Source organism: Brevibacterium sp. FAM 27836, assembly GCF_051351055.1.
Taxonomy (GTDB): domain Bacteria; phylum Actinomycetota; class Actinomycetes; order Actinomycetales; family Brevibacteriaceae; genus Brevibacterium.
The window spans coordinates 613,919-634,718 of the sequence record NZ_CP195711.1; the positions used below are offsets into that span (position 1 = coordinate 613,919).

The 20,800-nt window shown below is 61.4% G+C and carries 14 protein-coding genes and 3 rRNA genes; 8 read left to right on the forward strand and 9 right to left on the reverse strand.

Features of this window, described 5'->3' with window-relative positions:
* Positions 1 to 220: 220 nt before the first annotated feature.
* The 4 genes from rrf to ACSE4D_RS02880 all read right to left on the reverse strand — a co-directional run bounded on the left by rrf (position 221) and on the right by ACSE4D_RS02880 (position 6,890).
* A 5S ribosomal RNA gene (gene rrf, locus ACSE4D_RS02865) occupies positions 221 to 339 on the reverse strand.
* Between the two features lie 188 nt (positions 340 to 527).
* Positions 528 to 3,648: ribosomal RNA gene (locus tag ACSE4D_RS02870) — 23S ribosomal RNA — on the reverse strand.
* 425 nt (positions 3,649 to 4,073) lie between these two features.
* Positions 4,074 to 5,599: ribosomal RNA gene (locus ACSE4D_RS02875) — 16S ribosomal RNA — on the reverse strand.
* The 16S, 23S and 5S rRNA genes sit together here, the layout of an rRNA operon.
* A 598-nt stretch (positions 5,600 to 6,197) precedes the next feature.
* On the reverse strand, positions 6,198 to 6,890 hold the full coding sequence (locus tag ACSE4D_RS02880; RefSeq protein ID WP_135537087.1) for an SOS response-associated peptidase: 693 nt from the start codon (positions 6,888 to 6,890) through the stop codon (positions 6,198 to 6,200).
* 34 nt (positions 6,891 to 6,924) lie between these two features.
* Here ACSE4D_RS02880 and ACSE4D_RS02885 point away from each other — a divergent pair, with 34 nt between their 5' ends.
* The 5 genes from ACSE4D_RS02885 to ACSE4D_RS02905 all read left to right on the forward strand — a co-directional run bounded on the left by ACSE4D_RS02885 (position 6,925) and on the right by ACSE4D_RS02905 (position 11,849).
* The gene (locus ACSE4D_RS02885; protein WP_135537088.1) at positions 6,925 to 7,440 is read left to right on the forward strand and encodes a MarR family winged helix-turn-helix transcriptional regulator; all 516 of its coding nucleotides are present in this window, start codon (positions 6,925 to 6,927) and stop codon (positions 7,438 to 7,440) included.
* A gap of 172 nt (positions 7,441 to 7,612) precedes the next feature.
* Positions 7,613 to 8,779, forward strand: coding sequence for an acyl-CoA dehydrogenase family protein (locus tag ACSE4D_RS02890; protein ID WP_135537089.1), 1,167 nt, complete (start codon positions 7,613 to 7,615; stop codon positions 8,777 to 8,779).
* A 1-nt stretch (position 8,780) separates the two neighbouring features.
* Complete coding sequence (locus tag ACSE4D_RS02895; protein ID WP_135537090.1) at positions 8,781 to 9,836, forward strand: enoyl-CoA hydratase/isomerase family protein; 1,056 nt, start codon at positions 8,781 to 8,783, stop codon at positions 9,834 to 9,836.
* The gene (locus ACSE4D_RS02900) at positions 9,833 to 10,609 is read left to right on the forward strand and encodes an enoyl-CoA hydratase (RefSeq protein ID WP_135537091.1); all 777 of its coding nucleotides are present in this window, start codon (positions 9,833 to 9,835) and stop codon (positions 10,607 to 10,609) included. Before ACSE4D_RS02895 ends, ACSE4D_RS02900 begins: the two co-directional genes overlap by 4 nt.
* Before the next feature lie 268 nt (positions 10,610 to 10,877).
* Positions 10,878 to 11,849: an NAD(P)H-dependent flavin oxidoreductase gene (locus ACSE4D_RS02905; protein ID WP_135537092.1), complete on the forward strand. Its 972-nt coding sequence runs from the start codon at positions 10,878 to 10,880 to the stop codon at positions 11,847 to 11,849.
* A gap of 296 nt (positions 11,850 to 12,145) precedes the next feature.
* Here the strand turns inward: ACSE4D_RS02905 and ACSE4D_RS02910 are convergent, their stop codons facing one another.
* Positions 12,146 to 13,195: an App1 family protein gene (locus tag ACSE4D_RS02910; protein WP_135537093.1), complete on the reverse strand. Its 1,050-nt coding sequence runs from the start codon at positions 13,193 to 13,195 to the stop codon at positions 12,146 to 12,148.
* A gap of 2 nt (positions 13,196 to 13,197) precedes the next feature.
* Positions 13,198 to 14,196: a tryptophan--tRNA ligase gene (gene trpS / locus ACSE4D_RS02915; RefSeq protein ID WP_135537094.1), complete on the reverse strand. Its 999-nt coding sequence runs from the start codon at positions 14,194 to 14,196 to the stop codon at positions 13,198 to 13,200.
* A 310-nt stretch (positions 14,197 to 14,506) separates the two neighbouring features.
* Between trpS and ACSE4D_RS02920 the strand changes: the two genes are divergently transcribed.
* Together ACSE4D_RS02920 and ACSE4D_RS02925 are read left to right on the forward strand one after the other, a co-directional pair.
* Entirely contained in the window at positions 14,507 to 16,729 is a 2,223-nt protein-coding gene (locus ACSE4D_RS02920) for a carbon starvation CstA family protein (protein ID WP_135537095.1), read from the forward strand.
* On the forward strand, positions 16,726 to 16,962 hold the full coding sequence (locus ACSE4D_RS02925; protein ID WP_135537096.1) for a CstA-like transporter-associated (seleno)protein: 237 nt from the start codon (positions 16,726 to 16,728) through the stop codon (positions 16,960 to 16,962). The genes ACSE4D_RS02920 and ACSE4D_RS02925 overlap by 4 nt, the downstream gene beginning before the upstream one ends.
* A gap of 135 nt (positions 16,963 to 17,097) precedes the next feature.
* On the opposite strand, the gene ACSE4D_RS02930 is transcribed toward ACSE4D_RS02925, so the two are convergent.
* On the reverse strand, positions 17,098 to 17,913 hold the full coding sequence (locus ACSE4D_RS02930; RefSeq protein WP_205683259.1) for an exodeoxyribonuclease III: 816 nt from the start codon (positions 17,911 to 17,913) through the stop codon (positions 17,098 to 17,100).
* A gap of 84 nt (positions 17,914 to 17,997) precedes the next feature.
* Between ACSE4D_RS02930 and ACSE4D_RS02935 the strand changes: the two genes are divergently transcribed.
* Positions 17,998 to 18,486: a GNAT family N-acetyltransferase gene (locus ACSE4D_RS02935; RefSeq protein ID WP_135537098.1), complete on the forward strand. Its 489-nt coding sequence runs from the start codon at positions 17,998 to 18,000 to the stop codon at positions 18,484 to 18,486.
* Positions 18,487 to 18,571: 85 nt separating this feature from the next.
* Here the strand turns inward: ACSE4D_RS02935 and ACSE4D_RS02940 are convergent, their stop codons facing one another.
* Together ACSE4D_RS02940 and glyA are read right to left on the reverse strand one after the other, a co-directional pair.
* Positions 18,572 to 19,468, reverse strand: a complete 897-nt coding sequence (locus tag ACSE4D_RS02940; protein WP_135537099.1) for a bifunctional methylenetetrahydrofolate dehydrogenase/methenyltetrahydrofolate cyclohydrolase — start codon at positions 19,466 to 19,468, stop codon at positions 18,572 to 18,574.
* Positions 19,468 to 20,742, reverse strand: coding sequence for a serine hydroxymethyltransferase (glyA, locus tag ACSE4D_RS02945; protein ID WP_135537100.1), 1,275 nt, complete (start codon positions 20,740 to 20,742; stop codon positions 19,468 to 19,470). The genes ACSE4D_RS02940 and glyA overlap by 1 nt, the downstream gene beginning before the upstream one ends.
* Positions 20,743 to 20,800: the final 58 nt, after the last annotated feature.

Sequence of the window (20,800 nt, forward strand, 5' to 3'; positions counted from 1 at the left end):
TCTCGATGCCCTTAGGAGTTCAATTACGAAAGACAAATACAAAAGGACGGCGGTCCGTCGGTTCCTCGGAATCGACTGAACACCACCACGCCACACTGCCCACAAACCACCAAGAAACACGGTTGTGGTCAGCAGCAACAACGCACCATGAATACGAGGAAGGCCCCGCCCAACCCCCACACAAACAGGAATCAGACGAGGCCACCCCCACCAAAAAATATTGCGGCAGTCACTTACTCTCCCACAACCACCAAGTTGCAGTACCATCAGCGCGCATGGGCTTAGCTACCGGGATCGGAACGGTTAACCGGGCGTTTCCCCACCACTATCACCACCGCAAAACCACACAGACCACCACACCCAACCCACAAACAGGTCAGGCGGTAATGGTCCAAGAACCGCACAGCGAACGCGAACACCAACAACAGTCACATAACATGCACCCCACAAAACGGGGGTGACTTCTCAAGCCAACACCACGTGCAACCCAAAAAGACTCTCACGCACACACCAACCCCAACAAAAGAGTTGATGAGTGATCGGTGTATTAGTACCAGTCAACTCCACACCTCACAGTGCTTCCATACCCGGCCTATCAACCCCATCATCTATAGGACACCTCTCCCACACAAAATGTATGGATGGAAATCTCATCTCGGAGCAGGCTTCCCGCTTAGATGCTTTCAGCGGTTATCCATCCCGAACGTAGCCAACCAGCCATGCTCCTGGCGGAACAACTGGCACACCAGAGGTTCGTCCGTCCCGGTCCTCTCGTACTAAGGACAGACCTCCACAAATTTCCTACGCACGCAGCGGATAGGGACCGAACTGTCTCACGACGTTCTAAACCCAGCTCGCGTACCGCTTTAATGGGCGAACAGCCCAACCCTTGGGACCGACTCCAGCCCCAGGATGCGACGAGCCGACATCGAGGTGCCAAACCATGCCGTCGATATGGACTCTTGGGCAAGATCAGCCTGTTATCCCCGAGGTACCTTTTATCCGTTGAGCGACCACGCTTCCACAAGCCATGGCCGGGTCACTAGTCCCAGCTTTCGCTCCTGCTCGACACGTCCGTCTCACAGTCAAGCTCCCTTGTGCACTTACACTCGACACCTGATTGCCAACCAGGCTGAGGGAACCTTTGGGCGCCTCCGTTACTCTTTAGGAGGCAACCGCCCCAGTTAAACTACCCATCAGGCACTGTCCCTGAACCCGATCAGGGTCCGAAGTTAAGGAATCCACTATGGTCAGAGTGGTATTTCACCGATCGACTCCACCTGATCTAGCGACCAAGCCTCATAGTCTCCCACCTATCCTACACAAACCACACCGAACACCAATACCAAACTATAGTGAAGGTCTCGGGGTCTTTCCGTCCTGCTGCGCGTAACGAGCATCTTTACTCGTAATGCAATTTCGCCGAGTTCGTGGTTGAGACAGCAGAGAAGTCGTTACGCCATTCGTGCAGGTCGGAACTTACCCGACAAGGAATTTCGCTACCTTAGGATGGTTATAGTTACCACCGCCGTTTACTGGGGCTTAAATTCTCCGCTTCACAGTAACCTGTTAACGAGTCCTCTTAACCTTCCAGCACCGGGCAGGCGTCAGTCCGTATACATCGACTTACATCTTCGCACGGACCTGTGTTTTTAATAAACAGTCGCTTCTCTCTGGCCTCTGCGACCACCACCAGCACATCCCGCAGCAAGTGCGGTTCACCAGGATGGTCCCCCTTCTCCCGAAGTTACGGGGGCATTTTGCCGAGTTCCTTAACCACGATTCTCTCGATCACCTTAGTATTCTCTACTCGACCACCTGTGTCGGTTATAGGGTACGGGCAACACACACCCTCACGTCGATGCTTTTCTCGGCAGCAGAGGATCACCAGATCACCCCACCACAGTGGGGCGCCCATCAGCTCTCACACACAAAGCGGGGACGGATTTACCTACCCCCGCGTGCTACAACCTTAGACCGTGACTACCATCGCACGGCCTGGCTACCTTTCTGCGTCACACCACACGCTTACCGACTCCACACTCAGGTCCCACATACCTCGCCAAACCCTCCTACCGAAGTACGAGAGGGCGAGGGACATGGTTAGTTTCATGTGTTTTGGTACTGTCGGTTGTGTGTCGGTACCAGAATATCAACTGGTTGTCCATCGACTACGCCTGTCGGCCTCGCCTTAGGTCCCGACTTACCCAGGGCGGATTAGCCTAGCCCTGGAACCCTTGGTCATCCGGTGGACGGGTTTCTCACCCGTCTTTCGCTACTCATGCCTGCATTCTCACTCGAACCGCTTCCACCACTCGTTCACACGGCAGCTTCACCAGCGACTCGACGCTCCCCTACCCAACACCACACCATTACGGATACACGTGGTGCTGCCACAACTTCGGCGGTGTACTTAGCCCCGCTACATTATCGGCGCTCAATCACTTGACCAGTGAGCTATTACGCACTCTTTCAAGGGTGGCTGCTTCTAAGCCAACCTCCTGGTTGTCTTCGCAACTGAACATCCTTTCCCACTGAGCACACGCTTAGGGGCCTTAGTTGATGGTCTGGGCTGTTTCCCTCTCGACAATGAAGCTTATCCCCCACTGTCTCACTGCCACGCTGAACCTTGACTGGCATTCGGAGTTTAGTTGACGTCAGTAACCCGGTGGGGCCCATCAGCCATCCAGTAGCTCTACCTCCAGCAAGAACCACGCAACGCTGCACCTAAATGCATTTCGGGGAGAACCAGCTATCACAGAGTTTGATTGGCCTTTCACCCCTAACCACAGGTCATCCCCTCCATTTTCAACTGAAGTGGGTGCGGGCCTCCACGCGCTCTTACACACGCTTCACCCTGCCCATGGCTAGATCACTCCGCTTCGGGTCTAGGACACGCGACTGACAACGCCCTGTTCGGACTCGCTTTCGCTACGGCTACCCCACACGGGTTAACCTCGCCACGCACCGCTAACTCGCAGGCTCATTCTTCAAAAGGCACGCCATCACAGTCATCTAGATACTGCTCTGACGGATTGTAAGCACATGGTTTCAGGTACTCTTTCACTCCCCTCCCGGGGTACTTTTCACCATTCCCTCACGGTACTTATCCGCTATCGGTCATCAGGAAGTATTTAGCCTTACCAGGTGGTCCTGGCAGATTCACACGAAATTCCACGAGTTCCGTGCTACTCGGGCACACGTACACTACGCCGGCGTCACTGTTTCGTCTACGGGACTCTCACCCACTCCGGTCCTGTTTCCCACCAGGTTCGACTACACCAACACCAACACAGACTGGCCATGCTGGACCAGACCGTACATACCCCACAACACCGTGCACGCAACACCAGCACGCTTGACACGCACACGGTTTAGGCTCATCCAGTTTCGCTCGCCACTACTCCCGGAATCATTGTTATTTTCTCTTCCTGCGGGTACTGAGATGTTTCACTTCCCCGCGTTCCCCCCACGTACCCTATATATTCAGGCACGGGTCACTACCCTCACAGGCAGCGGGGTTTCCCCATTCGGACATCCTCGGATCAACGCCCGTTTATCGGCTCCCCGAGGCTTATCGCAGATTTCCACGTCCTTCATCGGCTCCTGATGCCAAGGCATCCACCATGCGCTCTTACACACTCACCACACCCCCAAAAGGGTTGGCGGCGTGTACGCGAAATATTGTCTTTCAATCACACAAGATGATGACAAGAAAAATCACATTACATAACACCACAACCCCACAAGGGCTGCAGCATTGATGCTCGCGTCCACTATACGATTCTCAAACCACTACCAAACACCACCCACAAACCAGACCACTGCCGTGGCTGCCCGTGAAGCGGGTCGGTCCTGCTGGTTGAAACCACACCCAACCACTGTCGGGGTTTGTGATTCCAGGACCCAATAACGTGCCTGTTCTAGCCCATCCTCATACCCATACATCGACGAGGCACTCACCCCGACAACGCTGAGTGGACGAGCGAAAGTTGTGATGTTCCACCCATGAGCAACCCACCCAGGAACACGAACGGTTCCTGACGGTGGGGATCTGAATGTGTGCTCCTTAGAAAGGAGGTGATCCAGCCGCACCTTCCGGTACGGCTACCTTGTTACGACTTAGTCCCAATTGCCAGTCCCACCTTAGACGGCCCCCTCCCAAAAGGGTTGGGCCACCGGCTTCGGGTGTTACCGACTTTCGTGACTTGACGGGCGGTGTGTACAAGGCCCGGGAACGTATTCACCGCAGCGTTGCTGATCTGCGATTACTAGCGACTCCGACTTCACGTAGTCGAATTGCAGACTACGATCCGAACTGAGACTGGCTTTAAGGGATTCGCTCACCCTCACGGGCTCGCCTCTCTCTGTACCAGCCATTGTAGCATGCGTGAAGCCCAAGACATAAAGGGCATGATGATTTGACGTCATCCCCACCTTCCTCCGAGTTGACCCCGGCAGTCTCCTATGAGTTCCCACCATCACGTGCTGGCAACATAGAACGAGGGTTGCGCTCGTTGCGGGACTTAACCCAACATCTCACGACACGAGCTGACGACAACCATGCACCACCTGTACACCAGCTCCAAAGAGAAGAACTGTTTCCAGAACGGTCCAGTGTATGTCAAGCCTTGGTAAGGTTCTTCGCGTTGCATCGAATTAATCCGCATGCTCCGCCGCTTGTGCGGGCCCCCGTCAATTCCTTTGAGTTTTAGCCTTGCGACCGTACTCCCCAGGCGGGGCACTTAATGCGTTAGCTACGGCGCGGAGAACGTGGAATGTCCCCCACACCTAGTGCCCAACGTTTACGGCATGGACTACCAGGGTATCTAATCCTGTTCGCTCCCCATGCTTTCGCTCCTCAGTGTCAGTTACAGCCCAGAGTCCCGCCTTCGCCACCGGTGTTCCTCCTGATATCTGCGCATTTCACCGCTACACCAGGAATTCCAGACTCCCCTACTGCACTCTAGTCAGCCCGTACCCACTGCCCGCGCAACGTTAAGCGTTGCGTTTCCACAGCAGACGTGACCAACCACCTACGAGCTCTTTACGCCCAATAATTCCGGACAACGCTCGTACCCTACGTATTACCGCGGCTGCTGGCACGTAGTTAGCCGGTACTTCTTCTGCAGGTACCGTCACTTTCGCTTCTTCCCTGCTGAAAGCGGTTTACAACCCGAAGGCCGTCATCCCGCACGCTGCGTCGCTGCATCAGGGTTTCCCCCATTGTGCAATATTCCCCACTGCTGCCTCCCGTAGGAGTCTGGGCCGTGTCTCAGTCCCAGTGTGGCCGGTCGCCCTCTCAGGCCGGCTACCCGTCGTCGCCTTGGTAGGCCATTACCCCACCAACAAGCTGATAGGCCGCGAGCCCATCCCCGATCGAAAAACTTTCCACCATCCCACATGCGTGGAACGGTCATATCCGGTATTAGACCCAGTTTCCCAGGCTTATCCCGAAATCAGGGGCAGGTTACTCACGTGTTACTCACCCGTTCGCCACTCATCCACCAGGTGCAAGCACCCGGCTTCAGCGTTCGACTTGCATGTGTTAAGCACGCAGCCAGCGTTCGTCCTGAGCCAGGATCAAACTCTCCATAAAAAAATTATGTTGCAGTATGAATCCCAGCAAGACAGCCAAACCAGTCACGGGGTGACCAGCCGGCTTCAAAAAATACGATCAAACACCCCAACCGCCACCACAGTGAACGATTCAACAAAGAACCACCCACCTCAAGGAGGCGAACCAGACTGTTCGACCGTGTGATTGTCTCACCAGAAAAATAATGTTTCTGGCATCACAACTTGTTCAAACAAACACGCTATTGGATTCTCAAACCACAAACACTCACCCATCACCACAACCCAACAAAAAGGGCGTGTTCACTGGGGGCATCAGTTTCTGTTTGCACTTTTCATCTTGCGATTCGCTGTGCCAGCGGATGTCTACTCTACCTGGTTGTTCGGATCCGTGCAACTCGAAGTTCATCTTCGTTTCACCCGAATCACTCCCGGTGAGAGCGACTGCTGCTGTTCCTTGCGGCCCGGCAGCTGGATCAACATTACACACATCTTCGACCGTGTGCAAAACGGCCTCGCTCAGCGCCTCCAGACCGGTGTCGCCGGCGCCGAGTCCGAGCCGAATCCTCCGCGCTCAGACGCCGAGCGCTCACCGACTCGGATCGTCGGCGGCTACGGCCTCAGGCGACCGGCTGAACGAGTTCCGGGGAGTCATTGCGGACATTGCCGACGGCCTTGCCGACCTTGTGCCGGGTCACGCTCGCCGGGTCCACCTGATCAAGAGTTGCGCTCAGCAGGTTCGGGACCGCGCTGCTGAGAACGCCGGGATCGATCCAGTCATCGATCTGATCGCGGCCGAGGAAGACCGGCATCCGGTGGTGGACATCACTGAGATGTCCGGCCGACTCCATCGTGAGGATCGTCGTCGAGACCAACCACGTCTGGTCAGGCTGCTTCCAGAACTCGAAGAGTCCCGCCATGAACAGAGGATCCTCGCCGGCGGCGCTCATCATCCACGGCTGTTTGCCGTCCTCGGTGGTCTCCCACTCGTAATAGCCCGGGATCGGCAGCGCACAGCGACGGCGCCTGATCGCCTGGCGGAACATCGGCTTGTCGAGCACGGTCTCCGAACGAGCATTGAAGGCCTTGAAGCCGATCTTCACGTCCTTGGCCCAGCCGGGAACCAAGCCCCATGAAGCCGTTTCGAGACGGCGGTGCAGCTGCCCCTCCTCATCGAGGCGTTCGACGACGATCGGCACGAAGGCCCCCGGGGGTACGTTGTAGCGCGGGGTGAAGTCATAGGACACAACGTCCAACCGCAGCTCGTCGGCGAGATCAGCCGGATCGAGGGACATATTGAGTCGACCGCACATGCGCCCATCTTCTCACTTCACTACACTGTCGACAATGGCGGCAGAAGAGAATACAGGCAGCAGACTCGACCCGATCGAAGAGTCCCGTCGGCAATGGCTGGCCCACGGGTGGCACGATGCCGCCGACGGCATGACGACGGTGATCTCGGTGATGAGGATCCACCAGCTGTTCCTCGCCCGGGTCGACGCCGCGCTCAAACCCTTCGCACTCACCTTCTCCCGCTACGAAGTCCTCGCTCTCCTGTCCTTCACTCGAGCCGGAACACTGCCGATGTCGAAGATCTCGGCGCGCATGCAGGTGCATGCGACGTCGACGACGAACTCGGTCGACCGTCTCGAGAAAGCCGGCCTCGTGGCCAGACGCAGCCATCCCGATGACCGCCGCACGACACTGGTCGACCTCACCGAGGCGGGCCGGGAGCTCGCCGCCCAGGCAACCGCGGCCCTCAACGTCGAAGTCTTCGCCTCCCCCGACTTCGCCGGGAGCGACCTCGACTCGCTCCTGCCTCATCTGAAGAGCCTGCGTTCAGGACTCGAGAACCGAAGCTGACCTCGGATCCGGACTCGACCTGTCCCGGTCCGACCTGCACCCGGCCACGGCCGGTCACCTCTTCTGCCCGACCCTGTCCAGGGTCACCTCGGCGAAATTAGTTGGATGTCCAAGTAATTTGGACGTATCGTGGTGCCCATCACCACAAACCTGTCCGACCACTGGAGGAATCATGTCCCACAGTACAGCCGCTGCACTCCCCTTCGGTCTCACCGACGAACAGCAGACCGTCTCCGGGATGGTCCGCGAGTTCGCCGATACCGAGATCGCTCCGCACGCCCTCGAATGGGACGCCGATCACTTCTTCCCCGTCGACGTCATCAAGAAGTCTGCTGACCTCGGGATGGGCGGAATCTACGTCAGCGAAGAAGCCGGCGGAACCGGAATGGGACGGATGGACGCGGCGCTGATCTTCGAAGCGATGTCGACCGGGTGCCCGTCCGTGGCCGCCTACATCTCCATCCACAACATGGTCGCGTGGATGATCGACCAGTTCGGCAACGACGAGCAGAAGGCCAAGTACCTCGCTCCCCTCGTCTCCATGGAGCACCTCGGCAGCTACTGCCTGACCGAACCCAACGCCGGCTCCGATGCCGCGGCCCTGCGCACCTCCGCCCGCGAAGACGGCGACCACTACGTCCTCAACGGTGCCAAGCAGTTCATCTCCGGCGCCGGCACCTCCGAAACCTACCTCGTCATGGCCCGCAGCGGTCAGGAAGGGGCTCGTGGAATCTCCGCCTTCATCCTCGAGAAGGACATGGAGGGACTGAGCTTCGGCCCCAACGAGCAGAAGATGGGCTGGCGCGCGCAGCCGACTCGTCAGGTGATCATGGAAAACGTCCGAGTGCCCAAGGAGAACATGCTCGGCGAACCGGGTCAGGGCTTCAAGATCGCTATGTCCGGCCTCGACGGCGGACGCCTGAATATCGGTGCCTGCTCGCTCGGCGGCGGACAGGCCGCACTCGAGAAGGCCATCGCCTACATGGGTGAGCGTCAGGCTTTCGGCACCGAGCTCTCGGGATTCCAGGCGCTGCGCTTCGAAGTCGCTCAGATGCAGGCCGATCTGGAAGGGGCACGCTCCCTCCTGTGGCGCGCGGCCAACGCCTACGATGCAGGCGATGCCAACACCTCCCTCCTGTCCGCCATGGCGAAACTCAAAGCCACCGACACCGGCTTCGAAGTCGCGAACAGGGCACTGCAGTTGCACGGCGGCTACGGCTATCTGACAGAGTATGGAATTGAGAAGCTGGTGCGTGACCTGCGCGTCCACCAGATTCTGGAAGGCACCAACGAAATCATGCGCGTGATCATCTCGCGCAAGAGCACAGGAGTGGGCTGATATGACAGAACCTTCGACAGAGCAGGCGGACGATTCCGTCATCACCTCGGTGTCCAATGGGGTGGGCCGCATCGAACTCAACCGACCGAAGCTGATCAATGCGCTCAGCCAGGACATGGTCACACGCATCGATGACGCGCTCCAAGCCTGGCGCGATGACGACACGGTCTCCCTCGTCCTCGTCACCGGACGCGGCGAACGCGGACTGTGCGCCGGCGGAGACATCAAGGCCGTATACAACGACATCGTGGCCGGCAGCGACGAGAACGCGAAGTTCTGGAACCGCGAATACAAGATGAACTTCGCGATCTCCGAATTCCCCAAACCCTATGTCGTGATCATGAACGGCATCACGATGGGCGGCGGGGTCGGCATCTCCGGTCACGGTTCGCACCGCATCGTCACCGATTCGACGAAGGTCGGCATGCCCGAAACCGGAATCGGACTCTTCCCCGATGTCGGCGGCACGCATCTTCTCGCCAACGCTCCGGGAGAGCTCGGCACCCATCTAGCGCTGACCGGACAGCCCGTCGGCGCCGGTTCGGCGATCGCCCTGGGACTGGCCGACCACTACGTTCCCGACGCGCAGATCCCCGACCTCATCGCCGATCTCACCGCAGGGGGCGACCTCGACACCGTCATCGGCAAGTACACCGCTGAAGCGCCGGCCGATGAACTCGCCGAGGCAGCCGACTGGATCAACGAATGCTACGCCGGCGATGAGGCCGAAGCCATCGTCGCGGCTCTCGCCGCACACGAGAACCCCGACGCACAGGCCGCCGCAGAGCTCATCGCAACCAAGGCCCCCACCTCGGTGAAGGTGACCTTGGCCGCCGTCCGCAATGCGGAGACGATGACGCTGGCAGAGGTCCTGGAGCAGGACTACCGGGTGGCCGTGACCCTGACCGAGCTGCCCGACCTCAAGGAGGGCATCCGCGCCCAGGTCATCGACAAGGACCGGAACCCGAAATGGAGCCCGGCTTCCCTGGCCGAAGTCAGCGACGCACAGGTCCAGTCCATCCTCACCACCGATCACGCAGAGAAGGTGTTCTCATGAACGATTTCGAAACCATCCTCACCGATGTCACCGACGGTGTCGCCACCATCACCATCAACCGGCCCAAAGCGCTGAATGCACTCAACCTGCAGGTGCTCACGGACATCACCGAGGCCGCCACCGCATTCGACTCCGACGACGCCGTCAAAGCGATCATCATCACCGGCAGCGAGAAGGCCTTCGCCGCCGGAGCCGACATCAAGGAGATGTCGAGCCTCGACTTCTCCACCGCGTACAAGGCCGACTGGTTCGCCGGCTGGACGCGACTGACCGATGTGCGCAAGCCGGTCATCACCGCCGTCGGCGGCTATGCCCTCGGCGGCGGCTGCGAACTGGCGATGATGGGCGACATCCTCATCGCCTCGACGAAGGCGAAGTTCGGTCAGCCCGAGATCAACCTCGGCGTGCTGCCGGGCATGGGCGGATCCCAGCGTCTGACCCGCGCCGTCGGCAAGGCCAAATCGATGGACATGTGCCTGACCGGTCGGATGATGGGCGCCGAGGAGGCCGAGCGTTCCGGTCTCGTCGCTCGCGTCGTCGAGCCCGAAGAGCTGCTGACCACGGCCAATGAGATCGCGCAGACGATCGCGTCGAAGTCCCGCATCGCCTCGGCGATGGTCAAGGAAGCGGTGAACACCGCTTTCGAGACGACGCTCGAGCAGGGACTGCGCTACGAGCGCCGGCTCTTCCACTCCTCCCTGGCCACGAACGACCAGTCCGAGGGCATGGCCGCCTTCGTCGAGAAGCGGGACCCGAACTTCACGGATTCCTGAGCTTCACGAGCCCGACTGTCATGGCGCAGACTCTTCCGGGGTCTGCGCCATCGTCGTCTCCGCGCCCCGTCGACGGCACGGTGCGCCACCTCGGCGAGACGGGTTCCACGTGCCCTCGGCGATCGATTTCGACACCACCTCGGCCTTCTGGGGCGGGCGCTTTCGGGACATCTCTGTGCCGTCGAGTGAGGACAGATGTGCCCTGTATCGCATTTAACAATCGTTCAGTTAAAGTGAGGATATGCATTCAACCACTCAAGGAGGCACCATGACCTCACTCAGCGATCTGTGTTCCCAGCTGCGCCTGCCTGCCATCGGCTCCCCCATGTTCATCGCCTCCGGGCCCGAACTGGTCAAGGCCCAGTGCCAGGCCGGCATCGTCGGAGCCTTCCCCACCCTCAACGCCCGTCCGGCAGCGATGCTCACCGATTGGCTCGACGAGATCACAGAATCGAACGCGGCCCACACCTCGGCCAATCCCGACCGTCCGGCCGCACCTTTCGCGGTCAACCTCATCGTCCATCGGTCGAACAATCGTCTCGAGGCCGACCTCGCCGAGGTGGTCCGCCACCAGGTGCCGATCGTGATCACCTCGCTGGGTGCCCGGGAAGAGGTCAATGAGGCCGTCCATTCCTACGGCGGCATCGTCCTCCACGACGTCATCAACAACAAATTCGCCCACAAAGCCGTCGAGAAGGGCGCCGACGGCGTCATCGCGGTTGCGGCCGGCGCCGGCGGGCACGCCGGAGCGCTCTCTCCCTTCGCGCTGGTCCAGGAGATCCGGTCCTGGTTCGACGGTCCTCTGCTGCTCTCGGGCGCCATCGCCCACGGCCGTTCGATCCTGGCGGCACTGGCGGCCGGAGCGGACTTCGCCTATATCGGATCGGCATTCCTGTCCACGCCCGAGGCCAGTGTCGTCGAGGACTACCGGAAGATGATCGTCGAATCAGCGGCCGAGGACGTCGTCTACTCGAACTATTTCACCGGGGTCAAGGGCAACTACCTGCGCGGCTCGATCGTCGCCTCCGGCCTCGACCCGGACAATCTTCCCGAATCCGATCCGACGAAGATGGACTTCGGTTCCGATCCGGATTCGGATGCCAAGGCCTGGCGCGACATCTGGGGCTCCGGGCAGGGCATCGGGGCGCTCGGAACCCAGCAGACGACCGCGGAGCTCGTCGAGACCTTCGCTGCCCAGTTCGAGGCTGCGAAGCAGGACCTGCGGAGCAAGCTGAGCTGAACCGACCGACCACGTGCCCTCCCTGCAGACCCCATCGCCGCGGACCTGCAGGGAGGGCTTCGTCATTGCGGGTTCGGGCTCAGACTGACGCGCCGAGCGTGCCGGAATCCGCACCGATCAGTCCACAGACGCAGAACACGGCGGGCTCAACCAACAGTTGAGCCCGCCGTGCGTTTCTCGATCGTCACCAGAGTCTTTTCAATCCTCACGACCATCTAGCGCGAAGGCTGCCGACACAACCTCACCTCCGAAGACCAAAACTCGACACGATCCAAAACAACAACGAGTCATGTCGATCAGATCGTCGAGATGATCCCGCGCTCGGTCAGGCGGGAGGCCAGCCCTGCCCCGTCCGGAGCATAGATCCACGGTACGCCCTGGCCGCGACCGTGCCGCTTCGAGCGGCCGCCCGCCCATACGGCCTCACCGACGGTGAGCTGGCGGATGGCCACGGCGGCGACATTCTCCGGATGGTTCTCGACGAACTCTCCGTACACCTCTTCGTCCTTCTGCCCGTCGTCGCCGATGAGCAGCCATTTCATCCACGGGAACTCCCGGGACAGGCGTTCGAGTGTATTGCGCTTGTGCTCCTTGCCCGACCGGAACACCCGCGTCGTCGTCGGACCCCAGTCTGTGAGCAGCAGAGGACCCATCGGATAGAGGTTGCGGGAGAGGAAGCGTTTGATCGTCAGCGCCGAGTTCCAGGCCCCCGTCGACAGGTAGATCATCGGAGTGGCCGGACGCATGAACGTGATCCGGTCGTAGAGGACAGCCATGCCGGCAACAGGCGAGCGAGCATGCTCGCTGAGCACGAAGGTGTTCCACGCGGCGAGGAAGGGACGCGGCAGCGAGGTGACCATGACGGTGTCATCGATATCGGAGATGATGCCGAACGTCGAGTCTTCGCCGATGATCCGCACGGCCGCGGAGTCGACGAGGGAACCGTCGGTCCACAGTTCGATCTCCGTCTCCCCCGGTTCGAAATCGCCGGGGATCACGGTGTCGATGATGCCGCCTCGGTCCGAGGTGACCATGTGCTCTTCGTCATTCACCCGCACCCACGCCGTGTCATTGGCCAGGGGGACGCTGACGAAGGACTTCCAGCCGCGGATGCTGGCATGGACGTCGGCAGCCGGCTGCCCGTTGGGCGTGAGCACGAGGCGTCCGAGGACGCGCACCCAGCCGGTGCCGCCGTACGTGTCGTAGGCGATGACCGTGCGCTGGTAGCTGTGGTCGGTGGCCCGGTTCTGGATCCACCCGTTGAAACGATCCTCCACTCGCGCAGCGGTGTGGAGCATGTCGGGGGTGAGGTTGAGCGGACCCTCCTCGGGCTTCTTCTTCGCCACGATCAGATGAAGCCGATCTTGTCGTAGACCTCGCGCAGGGTCGCCTCGGCGATGGTGCTCGCCTTCTCCGCCCCACGGTCGAGGATGGTCTGCAGCTGAGCCCGGTCCTCGAGCAGCTCGAGCGTACGTTCCCGCACCGGTGTGAGCGTCTCCACGGCCACCTCGGCGAGGTCGACCTTGAGGTGTCCGTACATCTTGCCCTCATACTCGGCGACGATGTCGTCGACCGGGCGGGAGGTCAGGGAGGAGTAGATGGTCAGCAGATTCGAAACGCCGGGTTTGTTCTCCGGGTCGAAGGCGATCGTGGTGCCGTCGTCGGTCACGGCGGATTTGATCTTCTTCGTCAGCGCCTTCGCATCGTCGAGGAGGTCGATGCGGCCCTGCGGGCTCGGCTGGGACTTCGACATCTTCGCGCCCGGGTTCTGCAGATCATAGATCTTCGCAGTCGCCTTGAGGATCTGCGCGTCGGGGACGGTGAAGGTCTCGCCGAACCGGTAGTTGAAGCGTTCGGCGAGGTTGCGGGTCAGCTCGAGGTGCTGCCTCTGGTCCTCACCGACGGGGACGAGCTGCGGGTTGTAGAGCAGGATGTCCGCGGCCATGAGCGCCGGATAGGTGAGCAGGCCCAGGGACACATGCTGCTGCTTCGTCGACTTGTCCTTGAACTGGGTCATCCGGCTCGCCTCCCCCATCGAGGTCGTGCATTCGAGGACCCACGACAGCTGCGGATGGGCCGGCACCTGCGACTGGACGAAGACCGTCGACTTCTCCGGATCGATGCCGGCGGCTATGAATTGGGCGGCGGTGCGCAGCGTCCGCTCCCGCAGATCGGCCGGATCCTGTTCGACGGTGATCGCGTGCATGTTCGCGATGAAGTAGAAGGCGTCGTGCGACTCCTGGTGTGTCACGAACTGCTGCAGGGCTCCGATGTAGTTTCCGAGGTGAAGAGAATCGGAGGTGGCTTGGATACCCGAGACCGTGCGCGGCTGTGAAGAGATCGTCATAGTCCCATGATGCCACCTTCGCCGGCCCGGTCCGCACCTTGGTCCCTCATCCGAAACGGCGAGCCCGCGCTCGAGGGCGCCCCTTGTCCGGAGACGGACCGGATCACGCGGACCGGTTCGGAACGACCGGAATCTCAACGTGACCGCCGACACGAAACGGCACGGTCTGACGGTATAGTGACCTTGCAGATCACATGACTTCCCAAGGTGTCTCACATCTTCCGATCATCTCAACGGTCGGGGTCCAGCGCGGGAATGACTGTGCGATCAACACAACGATGCCAAAGCATCACTCTCAAGGAGGAGGACCATGTCGGTCGAATACGTCAAGACCGAGGATGACCTTCCGCCGGTCGCCGTGGTCGAGAAGCCACGCTGGACACCGGCGAAGATCGTGCTCTGGGTGGCTATTGCCCTCATCGCCGGCGCAGGCTGGTCGATGATCGCCTTCGTGCGCGGCGAGGAGCTGTCGGCGAGCTGGTTCGTCGCCGCCGCCGTCGGCAGCTATCTCATCGGCTTCCGCTTCTACGCGAAGCTCATCGAATGGAAGATCTGCCGCCCTGACCCGAAGCGGGCCACTCCGGCAGAGCTCAACGACAACGGCCGTGACTTCGCGCCCACCGACCGTCGGGTCCTGTTCGGACACCACTTCGCTGCGATCTCCGGTGCCGGCCCTCTGGTCGGACCGATCCTCGCCGCCCAGATGGGGTACCTGCCCGGAACGCTGTGGATCGTCTTCGGCGTCATCCTCGCCGGCGGCGTCCAGGACTACATGGTGCTGTTCTTCTCGATGCGCCGCAACGGCCGCTCCCTGGGACAGATGACCCGCGATGAGCTCGGTCGCACCGGCGGCATCATCGCCTCCATCGGCATCATCCTCATCATGGTCATCCTCATCGCAGTCCTCGGCGTCGTCATCATCAATGCCCTCGCCGAGAGCCCCTGGGGCGTGTTCTCCATCGCCATGACCATCCCGATCGCCGTGTTCATGGGCATCTACATGCGCTACCTGCGTCCCGGCAAGGTCATCGAGGTCTCGGTCATCGGCATCGTGCTGCTCGTCATCGCGATCATCGCCGGCGGCTGGGTCCACAGCTCACCCTTCTGGTCGGAGGTCTTCCACCTCGACAAGGTGACCCTGGCTTGGTGCCTGATGATCTACGGCTTCCTCGCCGCTGTGCTGCCGGTGTGGGTGCTGCTGGCACCGCGTGACTACCTGTCGACATTCATGAAGATCGGCACCATCGTGCTCCTGGCTGTGGGCATCCTCATCGTCAACCCGACCGTGCAGATGCCGGCTCTGACCGAGTTCGCGTTCAACTCCGAGGGTCCGGCGTTCGCCGGTGCTCTGTTCCCCTTCCTGTTCATCACGATCGCGTGTGGAGCGTTGTCGGGCTTCCACGCCCTCATCTCCTCCGGCACCACCCCGAAGCTCATCGAGAAGGAGACCCAGGCGCGGCTCATCGGCTACGGCGGCATGCTCATGGAGTCCTTCGTCGCAATCATGGCGCTCGTCGCTGCGATCTGTCTCGACAAAGGTCTCTACTTCGCGATGAACGCTGCCGAACCGCTGACCGGCGGAACGGCGCAGGGAGCGGCAGACTTCATCAACAATTCCCTGGGCATGTCCGGAGTCGAGACGAGCCCCGAACTGCTTGAACAGGCGGCCAAGGATGTCGGTGAGGAGAGCATCATCTCCCGTACCGGCGGTGCGCCGACGCTCGCCATGGGGATGGCACACATCCTCCACAACGTCTTCGGCGGGCCCGCCTGGATGTCCTTCTGGTACCACTTCGCTGTGATGTTCGAGGCTCTGTTCATCCTCACCACGATCGATGCCGGAACCCGCGTTGCTCGTTTCATGCTCTCCGATGCGCTCGGCAACTTGTCCAAGCGATTCCGGGATCCCTCGTGGACGCCGGGCGCCTGGCTGACAACCGCCATCATGGTCGCCGCCTGGGGATCGATCCTGCTCATGGGTGTCACCGACCCCCTCGGCGGCATCAATACCCTGTTCCCGCTGTTCGGCATCTCGAATCAGCTGCTGGCCGCGATCGCGTTGGCCGTCGTGTTCGCGATCGTGTGCAAGATGGGCTTGGCCAAGTGGGCGTGGATCCCCGGCATCCCACTCGTCTGGGATCTCGTGGTCACGATGGCCGCCTCGTGGCAGAAGATCTTCTCCTCCGATCCCAAGCTCGGCTACTGGGCGCAGCACTTCGCCTACAAGGATGCTCTGGCATCGGGAGAGACTTCGCTGGGCAACACCGAGGGCGTCGAAGCGATGAGCGCGGTCGTGCGCAACACCTTCGTCCAGGGAACGCTGTCCATCGTCTTCGCACTCCTTGTCGCCATGGTCGTCATCATGGCAGTCTGGAAGTCCATCCAGGCTCTGCAGAAGGGTGCGCTTCCGACCTCGGAAGAGCCCTTCGTCGAGACGAAGCTGTTCGCCCCGTCCGGGCTCATCGCCCGCAAACCCGAGCGTGAGCTGCAGACCCAGTGGGACGACCACCGCGCAGGAAGGCAGAGACAATGAGCACCGCACATCCGCTCGGCCGCATCGCACGTGACCCGTGGGGAGCCCTGCGCCGAGGTGGTGCGTGGCTGCACTGGTATCTCAAGGAGATCATGGGCGAGAACGCCTACCTCCACTACCTCGAATCCTACGAACGGCGTCACGGAACGCGCGAAGGGGCGATGGAAGAGAAAGCGTTCTGGCGCGATCTCACCGATGAGCAGGACCGCAACCCGAAGGCCCGCTGCTGCTGACGCTGTTGATCGGCAGGCCCAGCACAGACAGCTGGGACTGGTGATCGGCGAACTCAGTGGATGAGAAGCCCGGGTGCGGACGACGAGCAGTCGTGCGCACCCGGGCTTCTTCGCTGCCGTCTTTCGACCGCAGGCTCAGGCGGTCGGGGCGGGCAGGTCGTAGTCGATGACCAAAGGGGCGTGGTCCGACCACCGCTCCGCCCAGCTGTCGGCCTTGTCCACGGTGGCCTTCACCGCCGCCTCGGCGAGGGCCGGAGTCGCCATCTGATAGTCAATGCGCCATCCGGTGTCGTTGTCGAAGGCCTTGCCCCGCATCGACCACCAGGTGTAGGGCCCGTCGACGTCCCCGCTGAGCCTCCGGTGGACATCGACATAGCCGACCTCACCGAAGAAGCCGTCGAAGTAGGCCCGTTCCTCGGGCAGGAATCCCGCCTTCTTCCGGTTGGCCTTCCAGTTCTTCAGGTCCCGTTCGGTGTGGCAGACGTTGAGGTCACCGGTGATGAGCACATGGTCCGAGCTCTTCGCCAGCTGCGGCAGCCGCTCGGTCATGCGGTCGAGGAACCGGTACTTGTCCTCCTGCTTGGGGGTGTCGACCTCGCCGGAGTGGACGTAGGCGGAGACCAGGGTCAGCAGCGAACCGTCACCGAGGCGGTAGTCCGTCTCCACCCACCGTCCGGCACGATCGAAGTAGCCGTCATCACCGAGGCCCTCCCGGCTGGCTTCGGCCTCGGTCCGGGCCATCACCGCCACCCCGGCACGGCCCTTGGCCTCCGCGTCATGGCTGATCGTGGTGTACCCGGTGTCGGCGAGGACACCGTGGGCGATGTCGTTGGCGGCCCGCACCTCCTGCAGGGTGATGAAGTCGGGTTTCGCCGCATCTATCCAGGTGGGCATCCCCTTCCTCCATGCTGCGCGGACTCCGTTGACGTTGACTGAAGCAATCCGAATCATGTGTTCTATGATGACATGAGCGCACTACCCATCCAGGACAGGGCGATATAGTGTGAGCAATGATGAGAAACTTCAGGAGGCGCCATGGCTGGTGACGAAACGATCGATCTCGAGCAGCTGAGCATCCGACAGCTCGATGAGGTCGACGCCCGTGAGATGCGAGAGTTCCTGCTGGGTGCTCAGGAGAATTTCTGGGGAGACCGCGACCTCAGCCGCGACCATGACGCCTACTGGTTCCGCCAGTTCGTCACGTCCGGCCTGGTGGCCCGCTACCGTTCGGAGATCGTCGGCTATCTGCTCGGCGTCATTCCCCATGACGGTCCGGCCTACATCCACTTGGTCGCTGCACGTACGGATTTCCGACACCAGGGAATCGGTCGTCATCTCTACCAGCATTTCATCGAACATGCTCGGAAGCTCGGAGTGGCTTCGGTGCAGGCGACGACGCTGCCCGAGTCCTCGGGTGCGATCTCATTCCACTCCTCGCTGGGCTTCAGCGGCGAACTCATCGAAGACTACGCCGGTGACGGCGATCCGCGAGTCTTCTTCGAACTCAAGCTGGCCGAGGACTGACCCCACACCCCTCCTCCTCCCCAGAACTACCTGACGGCGGCCCAGCAACCTCGCGCGAGGTTGCTGGGCCGCCGTCACGTAGCAATTAGGGGGCTGGGGTTGGGGTGGTGGTGCGCTGGGCGGTGTCGACGACGTTCTTGAGCAGCAGAGCTCTGGTCATCGGTCCCACGCCTCCGGGGTTCGGTGACACCCAGGACGCCACCTCGGCGACTGCCGGATCCACATCGCCGACGATCTTCGACTTCCCCGTCTCCGGGTCCGTCTCTCGCGACACACCCACGTCGAGGACGATCGCGCCGAGCTTGACCGACCCGGGCTTGACGATCCGCGCCGCACCGGCGGCCGCGACGATGACATCGGCCTGAGCCAGCAGCTCATCGAGGTTGCGCGTACCCGTATGCGTCAGCGTCACCGTCGCATTGTGCTCACGCCTGGTCAGCAGGGCACCGATAGACCGACCCACGGTGACTCCGCGACCGATGACGACGACATGTTTGCCGGCCAGGTCGATGCCGTTGCGGGTCATCAGCTCGATGACACCGCGTGGGGTGCACGGCAGCGGGGTCGTGATCTCCGCATTCACATTGAGCACGAGCCGGCCGAGGTTCGTCGGATGCAGACCGTCGGCATCCTTGCCCGGATCGATGGCCTCGAGGATCGTGTCGGTGTCGATATGAGCCGGCAGCGGCAGCTGCACGATGTACCCGGTGCACGCGTCATCGTGGTTGAGTTCGTCGATGACGGCCAGCAGCTCGTCCTGAGACACCGTTTCGGGAAGATCGTGGCGGATCGAGTGGATGCCCACCTCCGCACAGTCACGATGCTTGCCGGCGACGTACCACTTCGAGCCCGGGTCTTCGCCGACCAGGACGGTACCGAGACCGGGAACGATCCCGGACTCGGCCAGTTCCGCCACTGCCTCGGTGAGTTCGGCCTTGATCTGCTTGGCGCAGGCCCTGCCGTCGAGGATCTGTGCACTCATCAGTACTGTTCCAGCCCTTCGTAGAGTGGGAAGGAGTCGCTGAGCTTCGCGATTCGGGCGGCGAGCGCCTCGACATCGGCACCGGGCTTGAGCGCCTCGGCGATGACATCGGCGACCTCGGTGAATTCCTCGTCACCGAAACCGCGGGTGGCCAGGGCCGGGGTGCCGATGCGCAGCCCCGAGGTCACCATCGGCGGGCGCGGGTCGAAGGGCACGGCGTTGCGGTTGACGGTGATGCCGACCGAATGGAGGAGATCCTCGGCCTGCTGACCGTCGAGTGCGGAATTGCGCAGGTCGACGAGCACGAGATGGACATCCGTACCACCGGTGAGCACGGTGGCGCCGGCCTCGGCGACATCATCGGCGAGCAGACGTTCGGCGAGGATCTGGGCACCGCGCACAGTGCGTTCCTGACGTTCCTTGAACTCGGCGGACGCGGCGAGTTTGAAGGCGACAGCCTTCGCAGCGATGACGTGCATGAGCGGTCCGCCCTGCTGGCCGGGGAAGACTGCGGAGTTGAGTTTCTTGCCGAACTCCTCCTTGCCGAGGATGAACCCGGAGCGGGGTCCGCCGATGGTCTTGTGCACCGTCGAGGAGACGACATCGGCGAAGGGCACCGGATTCGGATGCAGACCAGCGGCGACGAGTCCGGCGAAGTGGGCCATGTCCACCCACAGCTTCGCATCGACTTCGTCGGCGATCTCGCGGAAGGCCTGGAAGTCGAGCTGGCGGGGATAGGCCGACCAGCCGGCCACGATGACCTGCGGACGATGCTCGAGAGCCTTCTCGCGCACCTTGTCCATGTCGATGCGGTACGTATCAGGGTCGACCTCGTAGGAGGCGACATCGTAGAGGCGGCCGGAGAAATTGATCTTCATGCCGTGAGTGAGGTGGCCGCCGTGGGCCAGAGACAGGCCGAGCATCTTGTCGCCCTGACGGGCCAGAGCGTGCATGACCGCAGCGTTGGCCGAAGCACCCGAATGGGGCTGGACGTTGGCATATTCGGCCCCGAAGAGGCTCTTGGCCCGGTCGATGGCGAGGTTCTCGGCGACATCGACGTATTCGCAGCCCCCGTAGTAGCGCTTGCCGGGGTATCCTTCTGCATACTTGTTCGTCAGCACCGAGCCCTGTGCTTCGAGCACGGCGCGGGGGACGAAGTTCTCCGAGGCGATCATCTCAAGAGTTGAACGCTGGCGGCCCAGCTCGAGGTCGAGGACCTCAGCGATCTGCGGATCGATGTCTGCAAGCGAGGCCTGCATCGAGGTTTCGGTCATGAGTACTCTCCTGTGGCATCCGATGTAGAGGGTGAAACAGGGCGATCTGCCGCCGCGG